This is a genomic window from Rudaea sp. 3F27F6, from assembly GCF_005503555.1.
Lineage (GTDB): Bacteria > Pseudomonadota > Gammaproteobacteria > Xanthomonadales > Rhodanobacteraceae > Rudaea.
In genome coordinates this window covers 904,850-927,838 of the sequence record NZ_SCNG01000002.1, presented here as the reverse complement: position 1 = coordinate 927,838, position 22,989 = coordinate 904,850, and the positions used below count along the sequence as shown (strand labels likewise).

The 22,989-nt window shown below is 62.4% G+C and carries 25 protein-coding genes; 15 read left to right on the top strand and 10 right to left on the bottom strand.

Going from position 1 to position 22,989, the window contains the following annotated elements; genetic code table 11:
• Window positions 1–82: 82 nt before the first annotated feature.
• Together FFS30_RS11860 and FFS30_RS11855 are read right to left on the bottom strand one after the other, a co-directional pair.
• On the bottom strand, window positions 83–946 hold the full coding sequence (locus FFS30_RS11860) for an arginase family protein (protein ID WP_137913335.1): 864 nt from the start codon (window positions 944–946) through the stop codon (window positions 83–85).
• Window positions 943–2,022 carry a GNAT family N-acetyltransferase gene (locus FFS30_RS11855; protein ID WP_137913334.1) on the bottom strand — a complete coding sequence of 360 codons (1,080 nt, stop codon included), beginning with the start codon at window positions 2,020–2,022 and terminating at the stop codon, window positions 943–945. Before FFS30_RS11855 ends, FFS30_RS11860 begins: the two co-directional genes overlap by 4 nt.
• A gap of 538 nt (window positions 2,023–2,560) precedes the next feature.
• Between FFS30_RS11855 and FFS30_RS11850 the strand changes: the two genes are divergently transcribed.
• A complete protein-coding gene (locus FFS30_RS11850; RefSeq protein WP_137913333.1) occupies window positions 2,561–2,770 on the top strand; it encodes a cold-shock protein in 210 nt (69 codons plus the stop codon).
• Between the two features lie 186 nt (window positions 2,771–2,956).
• Here FFS30_RS11850 and FFS30_RS11845 read toward each other — a convergent pair whose 3' ends face one another.
• Window positions 2,957–3,829 (bottom strand): pirin family protein, encoded by an 873-nt coding sequence (locus FFS30_RS11845; protein ID WP_137913332.1) that lies wholly within the window; start codon window positions 3,827–3,829, stop codon window positions 2,957–2,959.
• A 142-nt stretch (window positions 3,830–3,971) separates the two neighbouring features.
• Here FFS30_RS11845 and FFS30_RS11840 point away from each other — a divergent pair, with 142 nt between their 5' ends.
• The gene (locus FFS30_RS11840) at window positions 3,972–4,847 is read left to right on the top strand and encodes a pirin family protein (protein WP_137913331.1); all 876 of its coding nucleotides are present in this window, start codon (window positions 3,972–3,974) and stop codon (window positions 4,845–4,847) included.
• Window positions 4,848–4,865: 18 nt separating this feature from the next.
• On the opposite strand, the gene FFS30_RS11835 is transcribed toward FFS30_RS11840, so the two are convergent.
• Window positions 4,866–5,264 (bottom strand): cytochrome c, encoded by a 399-nt coding sequence (locus FFS30_RS11835; RefSeq protein WP_137913330.1) that lies wholly within the window; start codon window positions 5,262–5,264, stop codon window positions 4,866–4,868.
• 119 nt (window positions 5,265–5,383) lie between these two features.
• Here FFS30_RS11835 and tcdA point away from each other — a divergent pair, with 119 nt between their 5' ends.
• Window positions 5,384–6,244 (top strand): tRNA cyclic N6-threonylcarbamoyladenosine(37) synthase TcdA, encoded by an 861-nt coding sequence (gene tcdA / locus FFS30_RS11830; RefSeq protein WP_137913329.1) that lies wholly within the window; start codon window positions 5,384–5,386, stop codon window positions 6,242–6,244.
• Window positions 6,245–6,259: 15 nt separating this feature from the next.
• Here the strand turns inward: tcdA and FFS30_RS11825 are convergent, their stop codons facing one another.
• From FFS30_RS11825 to FFS30_RS11815, 3 genes are all read right to left on the bottom strand, one after another.
• Window positions 6,260–7,051 (bottom strand): TatD family hydrolase, encoded by a 792-nt coding sequence (locus FFS30_RS11825; protein ID WP_137913328.1) that lies wholly within the window; start codon window positions 7,049–7,051, stop codon window positions 6,260–6,262.
• A gap of 165 nt (window positions 7,052–7,216) precedes the next feature.
• Window positions 7,217–8,332 carry a serine hydrolase domain-containing protein gene (locus FFS30_RS11820; protein ID WP_137913327.1) on the bottom strand — a complete coding sequence of 372 codons (1,116 nt, stop codon included), beginning with the start codon at window positions 8,330–8,332 and terminating at the stop codon, window positions 7,217–7,219.
• A 165-nt stretch (window positions 8,333–8,497) separates the two neighbouring features.
• Window positions 8,498–9,703, bottom strand: a complete 1,206-nt coding sequence (locus FFS30_RS11815; protein ID WP_137913326.1) for a magnesium transporter — start codon at window positions 9,701–9,703, stop codon at window positions 8,498–8,500.
• Window positions 9,704–9,890: 187 nt separating this feature from the next.
• On the opposite strand from FFS30_RS11815, the gene FFS30_RS11810 reads away from it, so the two are divergent.
• The gene (locus FFS30_RS11810; protein WP_137913325.1) at window positions 9,891–10,409 is read left to right on the top strand and encodes a glycine zipper 2TM domain-containing protein; all 519 of its coding nucleotides are present in this window, start codon (window positions 9,891–9,893) and stop codon (window positions 10,407–10,409) included.
• A gap of 79 nt (window positions 10,410–10,488) precedes the next feature.
• Here FFS30_RS11810 and FFS30_RS11805 read toward each other — a convergent pair whose 3' ends face one another.
• Window positions 10,489–10,926: a cell wall hydrolase gene (locus FFS30_RS11805; RefSeq protein WP_137913324.1), complete on the bottom strand. Its 438-nt coding sequence runs from the start codon at window positions 10,924–10,926 to the stop codon at window positions 10,489–10,491.
• Between the two features lie 458 nt (window positions 10,927–11,384).
• Entirely contained in the window at window positions 11,385–12,209 is an 825-nt protein-coding gene (locus tag FFS30_RS11800; RefSeq protein ID WP_171014576.1) for a folate-binding protein YgfZ, read from the bottom strand.
• Window positions 12,210–12,324: 115 nt separating this feature from the next.
• Here FFS30_RS11800 and FFS30_RS23835 point away from each other — a divergent pair, with 115 nt between their 5' ends.
• From FFS30_RS23835 to FFS30_RS11760, 8 genes are all read left to right on the top strand, one after another.
• Complete coding sequence (locus FFS30_RS23835; protein ID WP_343182328.1) at window positions 12,325–12,561, top strand: DUF1674 domain-containing protein; 237 nt, start codon at window positions 12,325–12,327, stop codon at window positions 12,559–12,561.
• Between the two features lie 58 nt (window positions 12,562–12,619).
• Complete coding sequence (sdhC, locus tag FFS30_RS11790; RefSeq protein ID WP_137913322.1) at window positions 12,620–13,012, top strand: succinate dehydrogenase, cytochrome b556 subunit; 393 nt, start codon at window positions 12,620–12,622, stop codon at window positions 13,010–13,012.
• Window positions 13,012–13,416, top strand: coding sequence for a succinate dehydrogenase, hydrophobic membrane anchor protein (gene sdhD / locus FFS30_RS11785; protein ID WP_137913321.1), 405 nt, complete (start codon window positions 13,012–13,014; stop codon window positions 13,414–13,416). Before sdhC ends, sdhD begins: the two co-directional genes overlap by 1 nt.
• Before the next feature lie 11 nt (window positions 13,417–13,427).
• Window positions 13,428–15,218, top strand: a complete 1,791-nt coding sequence (gene sdhA, locus FFS30_RS11780; RefSeq protein ID WP_137913320.1) for a succinate dehydrogenase flavoprotein subunit — start codon at window positions 13,428–13,430, stop codon at window positions 15,216–15,218.
• A gap of 92 nt (window positions 15,219–15,310) precedes the next feature.
• Window positions 15,311–16,093 carry a succinate dehydrogenase iron-sulfur subunit gene (locus tag FFS30_RS11775; RefSeq protein ID WP_137913319.1) on the top strand — a complete coding sequence of 261 codons (783 nt, stop codon included), beginning with the start codon at window positions 15,311–15,313 and terminating at the stop codon, window positions 16,091–16,093.
• A gap of 115 nt (window positions 16,094–16,208) precedes the next feature.
• Window positions 16,209–16,628, top strand: coding sequence for an MAPEG family protein (locus FFS30_RS11770; RefSeq protein ID WP_137913318.1), 420 nt, complete (start codon window positions 16,209–16,211; stop codon window positions 16,626–16,628).
• A gap of 38 nt (window positions 16,629–16,666) precedes the next feature.
• A complete protein-coding gene (locus FFS30_RS11765; protein ID WP_249352432.1) occupies window positions 16,667–16,867 on the top strand; it encodes a succinate dehydrogenase assembly factor 2 in 201 nt (66 codons plus the stop codon).
• Complete coding sequence (locus FFS30_RS11760; protein ID WP_137913316.1) at window positions 16,839–17,270, top strand: protein YgfX; 432 nt, start codon at window positions 16,839–16,841, stop codon at window positions 17,268–17,270. The genes FFS30_RS11765 and FFS30_RS11760 overlap by 29 nt, the downstream gene beginning before the upstream one ends.
• A 131-nt stretch (window positions 17,271–17,401) precedes the next feature.
• On the opposite strand, the gene FFS30_RS11755 is transcribed toward FFS30_RS11760, so the two are convergent.
• Complete coding sequence (locus tag FFS30_RS11755; RefSeq protein WP_137913315.1) at window positions 17,402–17,989, bottom strand: porin family protein; 588 nt, start codon at window positions 17,987–17,989, stop codon at window positions 17,402–17,404.
• A gap of 316 nt (window positions 17,990–18,305) precedes the next feature.
• Here FFS30_RS11755 and FFS30_RS11750 point away from each other — a divergent pair, with 316 nt between their 5' ends.
• From FFS30_RS11750 to FFS30_RS11740, 3 genes are all read left to right on the top strand, one after another.
• Window positions 18,306–19,547, top strand: coding sequence for a lipoprotein-releasing ABC transporter permease subunit (locus FFS30_RS11750; protein WP_137913314.1), 1,242 nt, complete (start codon window positions 18,306–18,308; stop codon window positions 19,545–19,547).
• Window positions 19,548–19,646: 99 nt separating this feature from the next.
• Window positions 19,647–20,375, top strand: coding sequence for a lipoprotein-releasing ABC transporter ATP-binding protein LolD (lolD, locus tag FFS30_RS11745; RefSeq protein ID WP_137913568.1), 729 nt, complete (start codon window positions 19,647–19,649; stop codon window positions 20,373–20,375).
• A 253-nt stretch (window positions 20,376–20,628) separates the two neighbouring features.
• Window positions 20,629–22,911: a DNA internalization-related competence protein ComEC/Rec2 gene (locus FFS30_RS11740; RefSeq protein WP_171014574.1), complete on the top strand. Its 2,283-nt coding sequence runs from the start codon at window positions 20,629–20,631 to the stop codon at window positions 22,909–22,911.
• Window positions 22,912–22,989: the final 78 nt, after the last annotated feature.

Sequence of the window (22,989 nt, the reverse complement as noted above, 5' to 3'; positions counted from 1 at the left end):
TTATTTCTTCGCCGGACGGCCCTCGGCAGTCGTCTTTACTTATGAGGCGACAGCGCCGATGCCCCCTTCGCCGCCGGGCCGATCAGGGGCGAATGCGCGCGAGCAAGCGTCGATTGAGCGCACGCTGCTGTTCCTGCCAGGCGGCGAGTTCGGCGGCCGGCACGGGTTCCTGTCCGTCGGCATGGCTCAGCCAGCGCTTCCACGCAGTGGAGTATTCGTAGGCCGACACTTCGCCGTTGATGTCGCTGCCGACGATGCGGCCGGCAAGCGCGTCGATGACGGCATTTATATGTAGTTCCAGCAAGCGGCCCTGGTCCCAATTGGTGCGCGCGGTCTCGGGACTCAGCGCGTCCTTGTCGATCGACAAGTAGGTCGGATGCGGCAATTGCTTGAGCATGGCGACGAATTGTTCGACCAGCTCGTCGGGTGTGGCGAAAACCTTGAATGCCTTGCCGAGCCCGATACGGGTCGCCCAGCGCGTATCGACGTCCATGCACCAGTTGGTCAGCTTGCCGGCGTAGAGCGGCCGCAGATAGTTTTCCCACGAATGCGCGGCGCCGACGTCGTTCGAAGTGATGCCGATCACGTGTACATGGCTGACGAACGGCAGCGCGGCGACGCGGCGCACCCACGAGCCGCAGTGGATGCCGAACGGGAAGCGCATATTGTCCGGATGGTTGTCGAAGACCACGACCTGAAAAGGCCCTTTGTCGCGCAATCGGCGCACGAGCGGCCAGGTCAGATGATGGAAATCGCCGCTGCCCATAAATACCGTGCCGTACTCGGCGGGCAGTTCGGCGTCGAGTTTGGTCGCGAGCGCGTCCATGCGGCGCATCGAGCAGCCGAAGCGGATCGCCTCTTGCCAGTCGGCCAGGTCGACGGTCAGTGCATCAGGCAGTTCGCCGACGGAGCGGTCGAAATCGAGAATGACGGGACGGAAGCTCACGAGGATTTTGCCTGCATTACCGCGCGATCACTTTCGAACGCGCCGGAGAAGCGGCGCAGTATGGCGCGCAGCACCGGATTGCGCACATAGACGGCATGGCGCGTGAAGGTGAACTTCGCGCCGAGATAAGACTTGATTTCGGGGTCGGTCCAGCCGGCGATGTAGTGCTTCAGCCCGTGCTTCATCGCGTAGTCGAGATTATGCATCCAACTGACGAAATACAGATTCAGCTCGCGCGCCTGCGGGTAGACAAAGCCGACGTATTTATCGACGAGATTGCCGCCGCAGACGTAGCAGAGATTGAAGCCGATCACGCGGCCCTCGTGTCGATAGACGAAGATCACACCGCCGTTCGATGCGTCGAGCAGGATCGCATCGAAGAAATCGGCGGTGAGCAGGTCGAAATGCAGCTCGCTCTGATTGTAGACGTTGAGGAACAAGGCATAGAACTCGGCGCGCACCGCCGCATCGGCAAAACGCGCGTCGCCGGTCGGCACGGTTTCGATGTCGAGCTCGGCGGTGCTGCGCAGCTTGCGGCGGATGTCTTTGCGCCGTCCCGACGACAGACGTGCGAGATACTCGTCGGTCGAGGCGAAGTCGATCGTCACGTAAGCGAGGGCCTGGCCTTCGAGCAGAACGAAACCCGCTTGGCGGCAGGCATCGACGAAAGACGCCGAGGCCGCATTGCTCTCGGCCGGCAGCAGTGGCGAGTCCTGTGGCGTGTCCTTGACGATAACGAAGGCATAGCGCCTGGCGAAGTCCGCCTTGATGCGGGCGACGAGCGATCCGGCATCAACGCCCGAAGGTAACGGCGCATATTCGGTCACGGTCGTGCCGACGAAGCAGGTCAGGGGCTTCAGCCATTCGCCCCAGCGGCGGTAGAGCGGCAGCCGGGTGATGCGTTGCTTGGCGGCCGGCTCCATCGTCGTCAGCAGATCGAACTTGGCGACGAAGTAGGGCGCGCCGTCTGCGGTCGAACCGGTGGAAAAATCCTGCGGCGGCGCAGCGAGGAACTTCGCGATCAGACCGGCCGGTTCGAGCAGGTTGAAATATGCCGTGCGGTCTGTGGAATCCATGAGTGGTGCAGTAGGCTCGCGGCGCCTCGCGATACGCGGGGCATACGGCGAATTTTCGCATAAAGTTGCAGTCCTGTTGCTGCGGTGCTTCTCGAACGCGCTGCGCATGGGGTGCAGGACGGCCGCAGTGTCCACCGCGAACACCCATTCGGAATTGCTGCATTGCATCGACGGCGGAGTTCTACGATTACTTTCAGCGAGTGCCGCACGCATATCTATTTCGAGTGGGCGATGCCGTCGATCCGGAGTCGGCCGGACTGCATCGGGAGGCTGTCGGACGGTCATCCCGTAATAGCGTTGGTATCGATACCCGGCATTTTTTCAATTCCGTGTCTGCTCGCTATGTCTTTTGTAAATTTTGAGTTATGCTGAAACTACTGTGTCTGCACGGCCGTTGTGAGTTGTGACCGGCGAGTCCCTGAGCCTGCGTTCGCTGGTCCTTCGATCGCTACATCGTCAACCCATTTCCATGCATGCCAGTAAGTCGTCCGTAAATGTTGCGTTTGCGGATTCGTCTAGTTTGTCTTGTGGAGCTTTTATGTCGGATCGTGAAGTAGGTACTGTCAAATGGTTCAACGACAGCAAGGGTTTCGGATTCATCAGCCGTGAAAACGGCCCGGACGTGTTCGTGCATTTCCGCGCGATCACCGGCACCGGTTTCCGCACCCTGCAGGAAGGCCAGAAGGTCAGCTTCAAAGTCGTCCAGGGCCAGAAAGGCCTGCAGGCGGACGAAGTCACTCCCGCCTGATAGTCTGAAAATCCAAAACTACTTCACGCCCCGGCAATCGAAAGACTGCCGGGGCGTTTTTATTGCAGAGTGAAAACGATTACATCAATCATTATAACGGTTATACATTTCTAGTGCGGCGATTCGGTCGTTTGAAGTACGATAAAAATCGTATTTAAATCACCGCCTCGGACTGACCTTCCGTGTTTAGAACCGTCCGGCACGAAAGTCCTCGACTGCCTGGATAATCTGCTGCTGGGTGTTCATCACGAACGGTCCGTACTTGGCCACCGGTTCGTTGAGCGGCCGGCCGGCAACGAGAATCGCACGTGCGGCGACCGGTGCCGTGACCAGCAGCTTGTCGCCGGTGCGGCTCAGTACACCGAGGTCGCCGCGCAGCAATTCGCTGGCACTGCCGTCACCGACCCGCGCCTGACCCTCATACACATAGACGAAGGCGTTGTGTCCGGCAGGGATGTCGATTTCGGCCGTGGCGCCCGCGTCCAGGTGCAAATCCAGATACAGCGGATCGGTCGCCACATTGTCCACGGGCCCGCGCATGCCGGCCTGCTCGCCCGTGATCACGCGCGCCTTGGCGCCCGGCGCGAGCTGCACTTCGGGAATGCGCTCGGGCGCAATGTCCTGGTAGCGCGGCGCGGTCATTTTGTCCTTCGCCGGCAGGTTCACCCAGAGCTGGAAGCCTTGCATAAGGCCTTCCTCCTGCTCGGGCATTTCCGAGTGAACGATGCCGCGGCCGGCGGTCATCCATTGCACGCTGCCCGCGGTCAGCAGGCCCGAGTTGCCCTGGTTGTCGCCATGGCGCATGCGCCCGGCAAGCATGTAGGTGACGGTCTCGAAGCCGCGGTGCGGGTGGTCGGGGAAGCCGGCCATGTAGTCGCTGCTCGAATCCGAGCGGAACTCGTCGAGCATCAGGAACGGATCGAGCATGTCGAGCGCCGGCTGGCCGATCACACGCGTGAGCTTGACGCCTGCGCCGTCGCTGGCCGGCAGTCCGCGCACGATGCGCACGACGCTGCGGCGGTCGGGATTGGTTTGAGAAACGGGATTGACGCTGGCCATGCTGAACTCCTCAAAGAAGCGATGGCGTCAATATAAGCTCCATGCGCAGCGAAACCAGCCGTCCTGACTCGGACGCATCGTCCTGCCGGTGGAACTGCGTGAGGTCTACACTATCGGCACCCGTTTCCATTCTCTTCATGCCATGACTTCTTCTATTTCCCATCTGATCGACGGCCGCGTTCACGATCTCGGCGACGGCTTCTTCGTCCGCCGCCTGCTGCCGCACATCGACGCACGCCACGTCGGCCCGTTCGTGTTTTTCGACCACATGGGGCCGGTGGAAATGAAGCCCGGGCAGGGCATGGACGTACGCCCGCACCCACATATCGGGCTCGCCACGGTGACCTACCTGTTCGAAGGCGCGATCCGCCATCGCGACAGCCTCGGTTCGGTCCAGGACATCCGTCCGGGCGACGTCAACTGGATGACCGCCGGCCGCGGCATCGTCCATTCCGAACGCACGCCCGACGCGGAGCGGGCAGCCGGACAAAAGATGCACGGTATCCAGATCTGGGTTGCTTTGCCGAAAGCGTCCGAAGAAGTCGAGCCGGAATTCCATCATCACCCGGTCGCGACCTTGCCGGCGATCGAGCGCGACGGCGCGCATCTGCGCCTCGTCGTCGGCGACGCGCTCGGCCTGCGCTCGCCGGTGCGCGTATTCGCTCCGATGTTCTATCTCGCTGCGGAGTTTTCCGCCGGCGGAAAATTCGTGTTGCCGCCCGAATACCCGGAGCGTGCGGTTTACGCGGTCGATACCGACCTGATCGTCGGTGGCGAGACGCTCGCGGCACAACGCATGGCGACGCTGGCGCCGGGCGTCGACGTCGAGATCGTCGCGCCGAACGGCGGCCACGCGGTCTTTTTCGGCGGCGAGCCGCTCGACGGCGACCGGCACATGTATTGGAACTTCGTTTCCTCGTCGCGCGAACGCATCGAGCAGGCCAAGCAGGACTGGGCGGCGCAGCGATTGGGGCAGGTGCCCGGCGAAACCGAGTTCATTCCTCTGCCCGTGAAGTAACGGAGCGCCGCGGATGCCTCAGCGGTATTGCTGATGACATTCCTCGCATACCTTGCCGATCTTTTCCGCGACCGGCGCGAGCGCGGCGCAGTCCGCCGGCGCCGCGGCGATGCCCGCGTCGAGCGCGTCGCGGAGCCGCGAGCCGAATTCGCGGAAGGCCGATTCCGGCGTCGAGTCGGGGTAGACGGCGGGTTCGATCTCGTTGCTCAGCGCACGCAACTGGGTCAGCGCGAGCGTGGTTTTTCTCGCGTCGCAGCGCTTGGCGCGCAAGTCCTCGCGCAACGAACCGTAGTGATGCTGCATCACATCCATCGCCCCACGCGCGTAGGCGTCGCGCGCGCGCAAGGCGTTGGCGACGATGACGGCGCCCATCGCGCCGACGACTAGTCCGATCAACAGCAAAACGATCTGCTTCATAGTCACGATTGAAACCGCAAAGTGCGAAGCATATCTCAGGCGCCGGCATTTATTGAGAAGTGTGGTCGCGCATGACTGCCGATTTTCGTGGTCAGGCAGGATCGCTATAAAATATTTCGATGACAGAACGTTTTGCAGGAATCGATCGTCTCTACGGCGCCAGCGCGGCGGAACGCTTTGCGCACGCACATGTCTGCGTGGTCGGCATCGGCGGCGTCGGCTCCTGGGCGGTCGAGGCGCTGGCGCGCTCCGGCGTCGGCGAGCTGACCTTGATCGACGCGGACGACGTCTGCGTGTCGAATACCAATCGCCAACTGCACGCTCTCGACGGCGAATACGGCAAAGCCAAGGTCGAAGTAATGGCGCAGCGCGCACGCGCGATCAATCCGGCGATCAAGGTGCATGCGGTTGCGGATTTCCTGACTTCATCAAATTTGTGGGAACTGCTCGGGCGCGACGGGCTGCGTCCGTTCGACGCCGTGCTCGACGCCTGCGACGCGCTCAAGGTCAAGGTCGAGATGATCGCGTTCTGCAAGCGGCGCAAGATTCCGATCGCGGTTTCGGGTTCGGCGGGTGGACGTATCGATCCGACCCTGGTCACTTCGCGCGATCTGTCGAAGACCGAGCACGACGCCATGCTCGCCATCGTGCGCCAGAAGCTGCGCGACGACTACGGCTGGACGCGCAATCCGAAACGCTACTTCGGCGTGCAGGCCGTGTTCTCGCGCGAGAACGCCAACTATCCGCAGGCCGACGGTACGGTGTGCAAGACGCGCATTTCGGGTGAGGGCGCCTTGAAGCTCGACTGCTCGGGCGGTCTCGGTGCGGCGACGCATGTAACGGGCACATTCGCCTTCGTCGCGGTTTCGCGCGTGCTGGCGAAATTGCTCGAAGCGAAGAAACCGGGTGCGGACGCCGATAAGCGTACGCCGGTGCGCAGCGGCACGGAAGCCGAGAAAATCGAAGCGGCCGCTTCCTGATTTACTTTATCCGAGCTACGCGGTGGCGGAACCATTCCATGCCGGCAGGCGGAACAGACGCTCGGCATTGCGCGTCGTCGCCATGGCGATTTCTTCGGCCGGCACTGCGCGTAGCGCCGCTATACAGGCACAAACTTCGCTAAGCAGGGCCGGCTCATTGCGTTGGCCTTGGTGGCCGTGCAACGGCTGGTCCGGCGAGTCGGTTTCGAGTAGGAGGAGTTCGAGTGGCATGGTCGCGGCGATACCGCGCAGACGCCGCGCACGCTCGTAGGTGACGGGACCGCCGAGGCCGATGCAGAAGCCGAGCTTCCACAACTGCCGCGCCTGCTCCTCGCTGCCCGAAAAACTGTGCACGACCCCGCTGAGCTTGCCGATACTGCGCAGCGCGGCGATCACTTCGTCGAGCGCGCGGCGCGCGTGCAGGACCAGCGGCAGGTTGAAGTCACGCGCGATTTCGAGCTGACTGCGGAAGTACAGCCGCTGCGATTCCGCGTCGAGGCCTTCGACGAAGAAGTCGAGCCCGCATTCGCCGACGGCGACGGGGCGCTCGCGCTCGATCCAGCCGCGCAGCGCATCCAGATGCTCCGGGCGGTGTTCGGCCAGATACATCGGATGCAGGCCGTAGGCCGGATACAAGCCGGTTTCGGCACGGCATAGCGCCGCCAATTTGTCGAAACCGGCCAGCGCGATCGCAGGCACGATCTGCCGCGCGACGCCGGCGTCGCGCGCGCGTGCGAGCACCGGGCCCCGGTCGGCGTCGAATTCGGCGACGTCGATATGCGTGTGGCTGTCGATCAGATCGAGCATTGGTGCGGGATTCCGAATGCGAATCGGCGGAAACGTAGAGCATAAGCCTCCGCCTATGATCGATGCCGCATGTGGGTTCGATCAACTCCGTACGCTGCCAATGTTCGCCGCCGTACTGCAAAGCTGCTTGCATATGGGCAGACGTTCGATGGCGATCGGGCCGAGCTACGACTCGACCATAATGCGGCCGACTTCCGCCGCGAGCGCATCGAGATCGGCTGCGCCCGTGTTGCCGAGGATGACGACGGTCAAATCGCTGTCGAGGAAACGATACAGCTCGCTGCGCGTTCCCATGATCCTGCCGGGGCGCTTGGCGATTCGATAGTTTTTGCCGCCGATCTTCTTCTCGTAGATCCAAAGGCCGTAGCCGTAGCGATCGAGCCCGGGCTGAGTCAGAAGCGCGAGCGACTTCGCGTTGAGCAGGCCGCCGCCGAACAGGGCATTGGAGAACTTCAGCACATCGTCGGCCGTGGAATACATCGCACCCGCGGCATACCAGTTCTCCGGATAAACCGGCATGTCCTTCTCGAGCGTCTTGCCGTCGGCGCCCAGCGAATACGGATCGGCGAGGCCCGGCACGAGACGCGCGTGGTGCGCCATACCGGTATGCTCCAGGCGCAGTGGCCGCAGGATGCGTTCCTGCAGCACTTCTTCGTACGATTTGCGGTAAAGCGCTTCGATGATTTTGCCGAGAATAATGTAGTCGGCATTGTTGTAGTCGAACGATTGGCCGGGCGGCCGCACTGGCGGGTCGCTGCAGAATTTTTCGAGCAATTGGTCGCTCGTGTACGGCGTCTGGTAGATCGGTAGGCGCGCATGCTTGGCGGCGTCATCGAGCTGCGCGGAGATCGCTTCATCGGCGTTCTCGATGTTCGGGATGCGATCGATATTTGGAAGCCCGGACGTATGGTTCAACAGTTGATGAACCGTGACCCGACTTGCGGCCTGACCGCGATAGCCGGGCAGATACTCGCCGAAAGGCTTGTCGAGATCGAGGCGGCCGGCCTCGTGCAATTGCAGGATCAGGGTCGAGGTGAACAATTTGGTGATCGACGCAATGCGATAAACCGTCCGGTTAGTGTTCGCCACGCCGAGTTCGTAGTTCGCCAGCCCGAAGCTGCGCAGATAGCGGACGCGGCTGTCTTTCTGCACAAGGATCGTCCCGCTGAAGCGGTGTGTCTGTACTTGTTCGGTGATGGCAGCATCCGGCGATGCCGCGTGCGCGGCAGTTCCGGCGCAAAAAAGGAGCGTGAGTACCGATGAGCGAAGCAGACCCAGCATGGCGATTGGACCTCGGGCGTGCCGGCGCTGGTTCGGATCGCGGCCGGCGAAACAGAAAACCGCGGCCCGAACCAGCCAGCGGAAGCACGGCGGTTCGATGCACGGTTCTTGTGAAAGGTTGCGATGCGCTGAGTCGGGCCGTTTACCCTGGCGCAGATAAAGAGCCTAGAGCAGCAGCCATTGAGCGAGGCCGAGGAACAGGCCCATGCTGACTACATCGGTCGCCGTGGTCAGGAAGATGCTCGAGGCCATCGCCGGGTCGGCGCCGGCTCTTTTGAGCACCATCGGTACGGCCGCGCCGGCGACTCCGCTGGCGACGCTCGACAGCGCCATCGCAACGAGGGTGATCAGCGCGAGCGGCAGGGCCTGCGCGTTGTGCTGAAAGTGCGCGATCACGAACATGCCGATCGCGGCGACGCAGCCGACGAGCAGGCCGTTGAGCAGGCCGAGCCAGGCTTCCTTGAGCAGAAGGGCGTTGGCACGGCCGGGGCGGATCTCGTTCAAGGTCATGCCGCGCAGGGTGACTGCGAGCGCCTGGCAACCGGTATTGCTGCATTGGCCCGAGAGCACCGGCAGGAATACGGCGAGCAGGACGATCGCGTTGACCGTGTTCTGAAAATAACCGACCACGGCCGCAGCGACGAAGGCGGTCAGCAAATTCAGCTGTAGCCACGGATGGCGGAACATGAGGGCGCGCGGCCACGGCGTGGTCGTGCGCTCTTCCTTTTCGACGCCGACCATCGATCCGGCCTGGGCGCTGATTTCGAAAGCCTGCTCCTCGAACAACACCTGACCGCGAACCTGGCCGACCAGCCTGCCGTCCGCGTCGCAGACGGGATAGACCGGATAGTGGCGGGTGACCACGTCGCGCATCGCATCGACGAGCGCGGCGTCGGGCTGCAGCGAGAATGGATCGCGCACCATGATCTCGCCGAGCGTCTGACTGCGGTCCGCGTAGAGCATCTCGCGGAAGGTGACGACGCCAACCAGCTTCCCATTCGCGTCGGCGATGAAAAGATAGGTGACCAGACGTGTCTTGACTGTGTCGCGCAATGCGTCGATCGCACTGCCAACCGTCGTGCCGGGGGCGAATTGTGGCGGCGTCGGTTCCATCAGGCGGCCGACCGTCGCTTCCGCGTAACGCACGCGGATTCGCCATTGCTCGCCTTCGTCAGCCGGCGCCGCGGCGATGACCGCGTCGCGCCGCTGCGGCGTGAAATGCTGAAGAATGTCGACAGCCTGGCCGGCACGCAGCTCGCTAAGCGCGGCTGCGATCTCGGCGTCGCCATGTCCTTCGAGCCTGTTTTTTGCCGAAATCGCGTCGAGATTGCGGATTCGGTTGCCGAGCGTTTCCACTGAGGTTTCTGTCATCGCTTCCCCCCATGATTCGTTACTATTCCCCAAGCGGATGCTAACCCGGCTTTGGGCGGACGGAAACGTGGATTCGCGCGATAGTTCGCTGTTTGGGAATTCTGCAAGTGTTCACATGTTCGCTCGCAGAATGGCGCCGTAAACCCCCGGATTCGGGTGTACGAATCATCAATACGAGGATCAGAATATGTTCAAGCATCGCGGAATTGTGGTGTTGTCGCTCGTCGCACTGTTCGGTTTGCAGGCCTGCGTCGCGCCGCCGCCGCGCGAGCGCGTGGTCTATCGCGATCCGGCCGGATACAACAACAATCAGCAGAACGGTTACTACGACCGTCGCGACAATGGTGTCTGCAACCGCTGCGGCACGATCCGCCAGATCGAGCAGGTGCGCGTCGACCAGCAGACGACGGGCGGCGGTGCGATCCTTGGCGCGCTCATTGGCGGCCTGATCGGCAACCAGTTCGGCCGCGGCAGCGGCCGCGCGGCGACGACGGCAATCGGTGCAGTTGGCGGCGCAGTCGCCGGCAATGCGGTCGAGTCGAACAATGCACGTGCGGCGTCGGGCTATGCATGGCGCTACTACGTCGAACTCGACGATGGTCACGAGGCTTGGGTCGGCCAGTACGACAATCCGGGCTTCCGCATCGGCGACCGCGTAGTGATTCGCGGCGGACGCAACGATGGCCGTCTCGAACTGATGCGCTGATCGACAAACTCAAGTCAACAAAAAACCGGACGTGTGCGAACACGTCCGGTTTTTTTATGCCCGCGAATCGAGCTTGAGATCAGTCGACGCGGTAGAAACTGTGTTCACCGATGCGTGCGAGCGGATAGCCCTTGGCCCATGGCGGCATCGGCGTGTTCGATGCGTAGAAGTGGTCGGCCTTCGGCACGACCGAATAGCGCAACGGTTCCGGCAGGGACCACATCGTCATCGCGACATTTGCGATCGCCCAGGAGCGCTGCAACGCATCGGCTTCGCTCATCACATAGCCGGGAGGCAGGAGAGTAAACGCGAACTGGCCCGGAGCGGTGAGCACGGAACACACGGAATTGCCCCACTGGCCGCTTTCGGCGCGGCGCAGCGCAACCTCGGCCACCGCCAACTGGCCGGCTACGGGTTCGCTGCGCGCTTCGAGATAGATCGTGCCGGCGAGGCAGGCGCGGTCGGCGACAGGCTGCGGCAGGATCGAGGCGAGCCAAAGCAGAAAAGAAATTTTCATGTACGAACGTCAGACAAAAGGAATTCGTTGTGCGAAATCCGCGTCGCGTCGTTGCGCGCCAGCTGAAGATTTCTTCCCGTCACGAGCAGGCTGCGATGTAGATCGCGCGCTCAAGTGAAGGAGTAAAAGTATGCGGAGCCTTACCTGGTTCCGTTGCGCCGGTGCACTGTCTGTGGGCCGGTGTTTGCGCGTCAATGGTGACGGCGCAGTGATTCAGTGCGTGCAGGTTAGTCGATTTGTGCGGCGCGCACAACGCTGAATGTTAAGAATTGAGAAAGCTGAACGCTCGTGTTCAGAAACAATTAAGCAAATGATAAAAAGGGTAGAAAGAACAAATTGATCCAAATTATCTTTTTCGTACAAGTGGAAAAGTATTTAAGTGTACTTTTACAAAAAAGATAAATTAATACTTTTTTGCATTCAGTGACTGATTCTGTCTCTGCGCTCCACGGTGACCGCTACGGCAACTTCACGCCGCTATCGTTGGTCACCGCGAGCGCCGTCGCGATCGATTCGCTCGCCCATGCGGAGCAGACGATCAGAGCGCTTTCCCCGTTTTTCATGTCGATGGTTGCGCCGGGCTCGGGCAGTTCCGCGGTGGAGTAGGTCACTCGACGCAGTTGCCGCTTGTTGCCGCCTTTGAAGTGCAGGCGCGCGACGATTTCCTGGCCCGGATAACAGCCCTTGTTCGTGCTCGTTGCGGCGAGAGCGTCGAGTCCGATCCACATCGGCAGCAGCTTGTCCTCGATCTCGGCAGAGAGTGTGACGAGACCCGCAGCGATATCGGCCAGCGCATTTTCGTTTTGCGCTGCCGCCGATCGCTCTGCGTTACCTGGCTCTTCCGCGGTCAGCAGCAGCCAGCGCGGCGTCTCACCAGGCAGGGCGATGCAGGTCTCGCCGGAATTCGAAGCGATGAGCCAATCCGCCGGCGGCGTGGGAAAACGATCGAGGTTTGCCTGCCGTCGTGCAACGTAGGCGTATTGTTTTTCGATCGTGCGCAATTGCACTTTGGCGCGGAAGACATAACGTGCGAGCGCCGCGCACAGTTGCGCAGCGGAACCGCCGCGCAGCACCAGACGCAAATGCTCGTCGTCGTCGCGCAGTAAATGGAAGAACGCACGCACACGGCCTTGTGGCGACAACCACGCCGACCATTGCCAATGGCCGTTCTTGAGTTCGGCGAGATTGCTCGAAAACTGCGCCTGGGCGAACGCGATCGCATCGGCACCGACGATTTCGACGATCTGAGGAGCGGGTAGGGCGATAAGGGAAGCGCTGGTCATATCGTAATGTCGTCGGTCTTGGCCCAGTCCCATCGTGATCCCTGCAATCGGGCAGTTCGGTGGCTGGAGCGTGTCAGAGGTTCGGGTCCGGCGCTATAATTGTGCATCGCAAGAAATGTGGAGATTTCTTGCCGGTTGTCAAGCAAGCAGGGTCAAGCGTCGCACTATGTCGATCCACGTGTCCGAGTCCACTGAGCCCCAATCTTCGTCCCGAGACGCGGACGAAGCGGTATCATCTGCGCCGCCTTCGCCCGCAGGAAAATCTCCACCAAAGGAAATCGGCGGTCGCGACGGCCTCGAACCCACGCGCTACGGCGATTGGGAAAAGAACGGCCGTTGCGTCGACTTCTGACGGCAGTCGCGTTTGCATCTCGTTTCATCTACGCAGTAGCCACATACAAGGTTTTCGTATGCCGCAACCCGCACGTCCTCTGTCTCCGTTCACCACGATCTATCGCTGGCCGCTGGCAATGGCGCTGTCGATCGTGCATCGCATGACCGGCATCGCGATCGCGATCGGTCTTTTGCTCGTGGTCTGGCTGCTGCTGGCCCTGGCCCACGGTCCGGAAAGCTACGCGACCGCGCGCGCACTCTGCGGCTCTTGGCTCGGTCTGGTCCTGCTGTTCGGCTGGACCTGGGCGCTGACGTTCCACCTCGCCAACGGCATTCGCCACCTGTTCTGGGACGTCGGCAAGGGCTTCTCGATCCAGCAGGCGAAGGCGAGCGGCATCGCTGTGATCGTCGCCAGTCTCGTACTGACCGCCCTGATCTGGGCCTGCGTATTCGCCCAAGGAGGCAAGTGATGAGCGAGACGAACAATGTCCGCGCGGCCGACTACCGCACGCCACTGAAGCGCGTGCGCGGGCTCGGGGCCGCCAAGTCGGGCACGCATCATTTCATCGCACAGCGCGTGACGGCGGTGGCGCTGGTGTTTCTCGTGCTGTGGGCGATCTATCTCGCCTTGGCCCTCGTGCACAGCGACTACGCGCAGGCGCGCGAGATGCTGCATCACCCGTTCGCTGCGGTCTGGCTGATCGCGTTTCTGATCGCCGGATTCTGGCACGCGCAGCTCGGCATCCAGGTCGTGATCGAAGACTACGTGCACACGCGCTGGCTTGAAGCGGTCGCGCAGCTCGCGAACAAATTCGTCTGCGCGGCGGCTGCCCTGGCCGGCATCATCGCCGTCGTCCGCATCGTATTGAGCTGAGAGGAATCGGAATGTCGGCGTACAAGATTCAAGAACACAAATACGACATCGTCGTCGTCGGAGCAGGCGGCGCAGGGTTGCGCGCCACTTTCGGCCTCGCCGCGAAGGGTCTCAAGACGGTCTGCCTGACCAAGGTGTTTCCGACGCGTTCGCATACGGTGGCGGCGCAGGGCGGCATTTCCGCCGCGCTCGGCAACATGGGCGAGGACGACTGGCGCTATCACTTCTACGACACGATCAAGGGTTCGGACTGGCTCGGCGACCAGGACGCGATCGAGTACATGTGCAAGGAAGCGCCGGCCGCGGTGATCGAACTCGAACACTATGGCGTGCCGTTCTCGCGCACCGAGGAAGGCAAGATCTACCAGCGCCCGTTCGGCGGCATGACCACGCGCTACGGCGAAGGTCCGCCGGCGCAGCGCACTTGCGCCGCGGCCGACCGCACCGGTCACGCGATGCTGCACACGCTGTATCAGCAGTCGCTGGCGCACGATGCGCAGTTCAAAGTCGAATACTTCGCGCTCGATCTGATCTTCGACGCCGACGGTGCCTGCCGCGGCGTGCTCGCGCTCGATATGGCCGAAGGCACCCTGCATTTGTTCCGCGCGCACGGTGTCGTGCTCGCGACCGGCGGCTACGGCCGCGCTTACTTCAGTGCGACCTCGGCGCATACCTGCACAGGCGACGGTGGCGGTCTCTTCGCACGCGCGGGCCTGGCGCTGCAGGACATGGAGTTCGTGCAATTCCATCCGACCGGCATCTACGGCGCCGGCTGTCTGATTACCGAAGGCGTCCGTGGCGAAGGCGGCATCCTGCGCAATTCCAGCGGCGAGCGTTTCATGGAACGCTACGCGCCGCACTACAAGGACCTCGCTTCGCGCGACGTGGTCAGCCGTTCGATGACGATCGAAATCCGTGAAGGCCGCGGTGTCGGCGAGCACAAGGATCACATCCTGCTCGATCTGACCCACCTTGGTCCCGAAGTAATTCACGAGAAGCTGCCCGGCATCGCCGAGAGCGCGCGCATCTTCGCCGGCGTCGACGTGACCAAGCAGCCGATCCCGGTGCTGCCGACCGTGCACTACAACATGGGTGGCATCCCGACCAACTATCACGGCGAAGTCGTGCAGAAGATCGGCAACGATCCGGACAAGGTCGTCGAAGGCTTGTACGCGATCGGCGAAGCGGCTTGCGTTTCGGTTCACGGCGCCAACCGTCTCGGTTCCAATTCGCTGCTCGATCTGGTCGTGTTCGGCCGCGCAGTCGCGAACCGCTGTGCCGAGACGATCAAGTCGGGCGCCTCGCACAAGACCCTGCCGGCCGACGTCTGCGACGCGGCGCTGGCCAACCTCGATAAGCTGCGCAACGCCAAGGGTTCGCGTTCTACCGCGGAAATCCGCCTGGACATGCAGCGCACCATGCAGAGCGACGCTGCAGTGTTCCGTACCTCGAAGACGCTCAAGGAAGGCTGCGAGAAGATGGACAAGGTGTTCGCTTCGTTCGAGGACGTGCGCATCGCCGACCGCTCGCTGGTATGGAACTCCGATCTGATCGAGACTTACGAACTGCAGAACCTGCTCTACAACGCGGTCGCGACGATCAATTCCGCCGAGCAGCGTCACGAGTCGCGTGGCGCGCATGCGCACGAGGATTATCCGAATCGCGACGACGTCAACTGGATGAAGCACACGCTGGTGAAGGTCGACCACAAGGGCGCGTGCAGCTTCGACTATCGCCCGGTGCACATGAATACGCTGACCGACGAAGTGAAACCGGTGCCGCCGAAAGCGCGCGTGTATTGAAAAGGCTGGGTTTCGGAATTGGCGATGCGGGACTCGTTCCGCATCGCTCGGCCCGAAGCCTCAATCCCTAATCTCAGAATCCGAGCAAGAACATGGCCGAGTTCACCCTTCCGAAGAATTCCAAGGTCCAGAAAGGCAAAAAGTTCCCCGCCAAGGCGGGCGCGAAGAACGTACGCACGTTCCGCGTCTATCGCTGGAATGAGGACGACGGCCAGAACCCGCATATCGACGAGTACGAAGTCGATATGGACAGTTGCGGCCCGATGGTTCTCGACGCGCTGATCAAGATCAAGAACGAGATCGACTCGACCCTGACCTTTCGCCGCTCGTGCCGCGAAGGCATCTGCGGTTCGTGCGCGATGAACATCGACGGCGGCAACACGCTCGCGTGTACCAAGGCGATCGACGACTGCAAGGGCGACGTGAAGATCTATCCGCTGCCGCATATGCCGGTGGTGAAAGATCTGGTGCCCGACCTGACCAACTTCTACGCGCAATACGCTTCGATCAAGCCGTGGCTGCGTACGGAGACGCCCGCGCCGGACAAGGAACGCCTGCAGTCGAAGGAAGACCGCGCCAAACTCGACGGTCTCTACGAGTGCATTCTCTGCGCGTCCTGTTCGACGTCCTGCCCGAGCTACTGGTGGAACGGCGACAAGTATCTCGGCCCGGCGGCATTGCTGCAGGCCTACCGTTTCATCGCCGACTCGCGTGACGAAGACACCGGTGCGCGTCTCGACGAGCTTGAAGATCCGTTCAAGCTGTATCGCTGCCACACGATCATGAACTGCACGAACACCTGTCCGAAAGGCTTGAATCCGGCCAAGGCGATCGGTGAGATCAAGAAACTGATGGTCGAGCGCAAGGGCGTCTGAGCGAGGGGTTCGCAAGGGCCGAATACTTTAGAGCTCGATTTATCGAGCCCGGCTCTTGAATTGCAGATCGCAGAAAAACGCGCGCGCCAACTCGCGTTGCAACGAGGGGAATCCGATGGAAGCACGCCTGATCTTCTGGCCGGCCGTCGCCATGGTCATGCTGACCTTTCTCGTGCAGATGCGCATGTATGTCGCGCGCATTGGCGAGATGAAGCGCGAGCGCGTTCATCCCCAGGCAATCGCGAACTCGGCGCAGGCCGCGGCGCGGCTCAAAGACACTTGCGCCGCCGACAACTTCCGCAACCTGTTCGAAATGCCGGTGCTGTTCTACGTGGCGCTGTTGGTCGCTTTTCTGAGCGCGCAGGTCAGTACGGTCACACTGACTCTGGCCTGGGTCTTCGTTGCGTTGCGCATCGTGCATAGCGTGATCCATTGTAGCTACAACAAGGTCATGCATCGTTTCTACGCATACGTATCGAGCAGCCTGGTGTTGTGGATACTTTGGGGCGTGCTGGCCTTCGGGTTGTGCAAGTGAGCGAAGCAGGACGCCTGCGCTGGCGCTGTCGTCGCGGCATGCGCGAACTCGATCAACTGCTCGGCTGGTATCTCGATACGCGCTACGAGTCGGCCGATGGCACGGCGCAGGCCGCGTTTGCCGAGCTGCTCGAACAACCCGATCCCGAGCTGTGGCACTGGTTGCAAGGTCACGGCGCCCCGGAAGACGTCCGCTTCCGTGCCATCGTCGATGAAATCCGTACCCGCGATCGCATTTGACTACCGCCCGTCGCGTTGGCTGATGTTCGGCATCGGCCTCGCGACCTTGCTGGCGGTGTTGGCGATCGCGGTGTGTGGCTTGAGCCTTTGGTTCAAACTGGCTTTGATGCTCGCGGCCCTCGCCTATGCCGGGCAGTCACTCTGGCGATTTTCGCATCCGCCGTTTACGCAGATCATGTGGCACTCGGCCGGACATTGGCGGCTGGGCGATAAAGAAGGTGGCGAGCATATCGGCGAACTCGTCCGTGCCGTCACGCTCGGCATGCTGATCGTGCTGGTGTTGAAAGTCGGTGCGAAGGCTACGGTGGCGTTGCCGTTGTTGCCGGACAACTGCGATGCCGAGACGCGGCGTCGGCTGCGCGTAAGGCTGGCACGAGCCGATTCGGTTCACGCAGTCGAATGAAAAGCAAAAAAAACCGGCCTCATCGTGAGGCCGGTTGTCCCGCGTCCTTGCCCTGTGAAGCATTCCGCTTCGATCCGGTGAATCCTGCGACAGCCATCCTTGGCCGCGCTGCTTACTTCAGTTGAAGCGGATCAGAAGCGGTATTCCGCGCTGACCGAGAACACGTTCGGATCGAGGTTCAATCCGTTCTTGCTGGTCTTGTAGTAGTCGTAGTTCACGCCGAGCGACAGGTTGTTGCTGAAGTCGTAACCGGCACCGACGCCCGCATACCACTTGGTGCTGGTGTCGTCGACGTAGTAGGCGGTCGCACCGTCCTTCGAGTAGTAACCGTTCGTATCGGCGCGGAACAGGCCGACGCGACCGGACAGATACCACTGCGGAGCGATGTTGAAGCGGCTGTTCACACCGGCGGTCCAGCCTTTGACCGAAGCGCTGCCGAGGCCCAGGCCGTTGTAGCGGCTCTTGGCGCCGAAATCGCCGAGCTTGGCGTAGCCGCCTTCGACGCCGAGCGCGAAGCCGGGGCTCAACGCCCAACGATAACCGAGGTTGACGCCATAGGCCGTATCGTTGTCGTCGTAGAGACCTTTGTCGAGGCTGGAACGACCGACGTTGCCGTTGACGAAGAAGCCGCCGTTGTTGCCGTCTGCGGCGTGGGACACGGCCGGCAGCGTAGCGAAAGAAGCGGTAGCGAGGGCGATAGCGAACAGCGTATTTTTCATGGGTGTCTCCAATTGCTCTTGTGTTTGGTGTTGCTTGTTGGACAAACAAAGCGCGCCCGAAGGCCGCTCCGCACGTCGGCGATCTTTTTCATCGCCTCGGTGCTGGGATTCAAAATGGGGCGAGGGAGTTTATTTTCAATACTGCGCGGTTTATAAAATATTCACCTAGCTGAAATCGCATACAGGAACCTGTCCAACCTTGCAGGAACCTGGCGCGTTTCCTCGTGTCGAACTGACGGCTGAGCGCGCAACACGTACAATGCGCAAGCCCTCTGCGTTGCAGTCCAAAAAATTCCGCAAACGGATTTCCACGAGAATGTTCCATCCGCTGCAACTCTTCATCGGCCTGCGCTACACGCGCGCCAAACGCCGCAATCACTTCATTTCGTTCATCTCGCTCGTATCGATGCTCGGTATCGCCGTCGGCGTGATGGCGCTGATCGCAGTGATGAGCGTGATGAACGGCTTTCAGGGCGACATGCAGCAGCGCATCCTCGGCATGGTTGCGCACGCCTCGATCGAAAGCATCGACGGCGGTATTTCCGACTGGCGCGACACGGTGAAGAAAGTCGAGGCGCGGCCGCACGTCGTCGGTGCGGCGCCTTATCTCGACGCGCAGGCGCTGTTGCGCGGCCGGCGCACGCAACCTGCGGTCATTCACGGACTCGTGCCCGATCAGGAACCGAAGGTATCGAACATCGGCGACAAGCTGCAGTCGGGCTCGCTGGCCCAGTTAACGCCCGGCAGTTTCAACATCATCCTCGGCAACGAACTGGCGATGCAGCTCGGCGTGCGCGTCGGCGACAAAGTCACGGTGATGGTCCCCGAGTTCAGCGTCACGCCGGTCGGCGCGTTGCCGCGCTCGAAGAACTGCGAAGTCGTCGGCGTGTTCGCGGTCGGCTTCGCCGAGTACGACACCGGCGTCGCGCTCATGAACATGGACGACGCGATAACCCTGCTGCGCGCCGACGGCGCCGGCGGCATCCGTCTCAAGCTCGACGATATGTTCGATGCGTGGAAGATCGCGGTGGGATTGCGCGATCAACTGGAGCAGTACTTCAAGGTCACGACCTGGGAACAGAGCCACCAGAATTTTTTCAGCGCGGTGCGGATGGAGAAGACGGTGATGTTCATCATCCTCTCGCTGATCGTCGGCGTCGCCGCGTTCAATCTCGTCTCGACGCTGATCATGCTGGTCACCGACAAGCAGGCCGATATCGCGATCCTGCGTACGCTCGGCATCTCGCCGAACAGCGTCATGGGCATCTTCACCGTGCAGGGCGTGATCGTCGGCAGCTTCGGTATTCTGATCGGCCTCGTCGGCGGTGTTCTGCTCGCGTGGAACATCCCGGGGATCGCCAAGTGGGTCGAGCGCACGTTCCATTTCGAGATCCTGCCTGCGGACATCTACTACATCACCGAAGTGCCGTCCGATTTGCACTGGAGCGACGTCGGCTGGGTCGCGGCGATCGCCTGGGTTTTCTGCCTGCTCGCAACCTTGTATCCGGCGTGGCGCGCGGCGCGCACACAGCCGGCTGCGGCGCTGCGCTATGAGTAAGGCCGCGGACAAACAGCCGCGAGCGGCACTGGGTGTGGCGCTGTTCGGCGCTCGTTCTTATCGCGCGGAAAAACAGTGAAAGAAGCGCTCATTATGGTGATGACTTACAGCAGCCCCCAGCCTCCGACGCCGAGCCCTCGTTCCGGAGATATCGTCCTGCGCGCAAGCAACGTCGCCAAGACCTATGCCGAAGGCAAGCTGCGCACCGAAGTCCTCAATAACGTGAGCTTCGAACTGCCGCGCGCATCGACACTGGCAATCGTCGGCGCGTCGGGCGCCGGAAAGAGCACGTTGCTGCATATTCTCGGCGGCCTCGATACCTTGAGCGCGGGTGAGGTCGAGGTCGAAGGCCGCGCGATGTCGAAACTGTCCGACCGCGAGCGCGGCGAAGTGCGCAATCGCTCGCTCGGCTTCATCTACCAGTTCCATCATCTGTTGCCCGAATTCACCGCACTCGAAAATGTCGCGATGCCGCTGCTGATCCGCGGCATCAAGGTTGCTGAGGCGAAGCGGCGCGCGAACGAGCTGCTCGATCGTGTCGGTCTCGCGCATCGCACGGCGCACAAGCCGGGCGAACTGTCCGGCGGTGAGCGCCAGCGCTGCGCGGTGGCGCGCGCGCTGGTCACGCGTCCGGCCTGCGTGCTCGGCGACGAGCCGACTGGCAATCTCGACGAAAAGAACGCCGCGCAGGTCTATGCGCTGATGCTCGAGCTCAACCGCGAAATCGGCACGAGCTTCGTGCTCGTCACGCATGACCGCGGGCTCGCGCGACGCATGGATCGTGTGCTCGAACTGCACGGCGGAGGATTGAGCGAAGTCGCCGGTTAGTTACGGCGTTCTCGCATAGAGGAACATCGTCGCGTTTTTGCGATGCCTTGCTTGGCATCGTTTGCGGTGATGGAAGGGAAGGCGCGATGCCGGGCAGGGCAGGTGCCTGAAGGGCAAAATAGGGGACGGCGCTGCAATGGATTGGCGTGCTGCTTTGGAAGGCCTTTTTTTCGCGCGGCATTCGGCGTCGCCCGGTGCAGCCAAGCGCGGCGAAGAAGCGCCTCCCCGATTTCCGCTGAGCGACCTTTTCAGTGTGGCCGCTGCCGTCGCTCTGCTGACCGGCGCGGTCGCCGTGCAAACCTTGACTGCGTTGCCGTCTCACTGGGTTACTGCAGGTCTTGGGCTGGCCGGTGCAGTGCTGACTCTGCTGCGCAGCCGCTGGCGCTGGCTCGGTTTTGTTCTGGTCGGTGCAGCCTGGACGGTCTGGCGTGCGGACCTCGCCTTGTCGTCGCGTTTGCCCGCTGCGCTGGAAGGCGAAGACGTATTCGTGACCGGCACGATCCGCGGACTGCCGCGTGTGGCGGACGACTCTACGCGTTTCGATTTGGCCGTCTATACAGCTGAACGAGAAAACCGACCCGTGACCATTCTCGGCACGCTGCGCGTGAGCTGGTACGACACCGCGCCGACGATCCAGCCATGCGAGAACTGGCGTCTGCATCTGCGCCTCAAGCGCCCGCGCGGCCTGATCAATCCGGGCGGCTTCGATTTCGAGCGCTATGCCCTCGGCGAGGGCATTACCGCAACGGGCTACGTGCGCGAAGACGCGGCCAATCGCGCAACCGGCACGCGTGCCTTGTGCGTCGAAGGTCTGCGCCAGCACATTTCGCTGCGCATTGCCGAAACGCTCGGCCCAGGGCCGCAAAGCAACGTGCTGCGTGCGCTCGCGTTCGGCGACCAGCAGGCGATGGACGAGGGCGAATGGAATGTCGCGCGCGCGACCGGTATTCCGCATCTGATCGCGATCTCGGGTCTGCATATCGCGCTGTTCGCCGGATTCGGTGTCTTGATCGTGCGATTGTTCTGGAAGCTCGCTCCGCGCCTGACCCTGCGCTGGCCCGCGCCGCTGATCGAGGCGCTGGCGAGCATCGTCTTCGCGGTCGGCTATGCCGCGATCTCCGGCCTCGGCCTGCCGACGCGGCGCGCGCTGGTGATGATCGGTGTCCTCCTCGCCGCCAATCTGCTGCGGCGCGCGCGGGCGCCGGTGCACGGGCTTGCCTTCGCCGTGATCGTGCTGCTCGCGCTCGATCCGCTCTGCGTGCTCAGCGCGGGCTGCTGGCTGTCCTTCGTCGGTGTCGCCTGGCTGATGTTCTGCCTCAGCGGCCGCGGCGAGCGTCGGCGCTGGTGGCGCGAAATGCTGAGTGCGCAGGGTGTCGCCAGCCTCGGCCTGCTGCCGCTGACGATCTGGTTCTTCGGCCAGAGTTCGCTGATCGGACCGATCGCCAACCTGGTCGCCGTGCCGGTGGTGTGCTTCTTCATTCTTCCGCTCGGCGTTGCCGGGGCTTTGCTGCAATCGACGTTGCCGGCGATCGGCGCGCCGTTGCTCAAACTCGCCGGGCTCGCGATGCAGGCGCTGTGGTGGCTGCTCGAACACATGGCCGCGTGGCCCGGCGCGTTGTGGTATTTCCCCGAGCCTAGCGTTTGGGCGTTTGCCTTGGCGATGCTCGGTGCCGTGTGGATTCTGCTGCCGCGCGGCATGCCGGCGCGCGGTCTCGGCGTGGCCTTGTTCCTGCCGCTGCTGATTCCCGCACGCGCGCCGTTGCGCGATGGTGAATTCGAGGCGCTGATGCTCGACGTCGGCCAGGGCCTGGCGGTCGTCGTGCGCACGCGCGACCACGCACTCGTCTACGATGCGGGCGCACGTTTTCCATCCGGCTTCGATCTCGGCGACGCTGCAGTCGTGCCCGCGCTGCGGGCGAAGGGCATCGGCCGCGTCGATCGCCTGATCGTCAGCCACGGCGACAACGACCATGCCGGAGGCGCCGCGGCCGTGCTCGCGGCGTTTGCGCAGGCTGAAGTCTCGGGCGGCGAGCCGGCACGCATGCCGGTCGCGGCAACGCAATGTCTTGCCGGGCAAGCGTGGAACTGGAACGGCGTCGCGTTCCGCATCGTTCATCCGCACGAACCGCTCGCGGCCAAAGACAACGATCGCTGCTGTGTGCTCGAAGTGCGCACGGGCGGCAGCGCCTTGTTGCTGACCGGCGACATCACCGCGGCGGTCGAAGGCGACGTGGTCGCCGCGCTCGGGCCGATCGCGCCGCACACGCTGCTGCAAGTGCCGCACCACGGCAGCAAAACCTCGTCGAGTGCGGCCTTCATCGCGGCGATCGAGCCGGAGCTAGCCCTGGTCTCGTCGGGCTATCGCAATCACTTCAATCATCCGAATCCGACCGTCGTCGCGCGCTACCGCGCGGCCGGAGTCGATTTGCTGGCCACGCCGGAAAACGGATTTACCGAATTCCGTTTCGCCCCCGATGTCGCACCGCGCCTGGTCGAGCGCGGACGAGTCGATCGGCATCCGTACTGGCGTGAATGAGCGCTGCGGCTTGGGAACCCGCAGACGGCGGAATAGGTCGAAGCCGTCACCAAACGCGCAAAGCCGGAGTTATTCGCT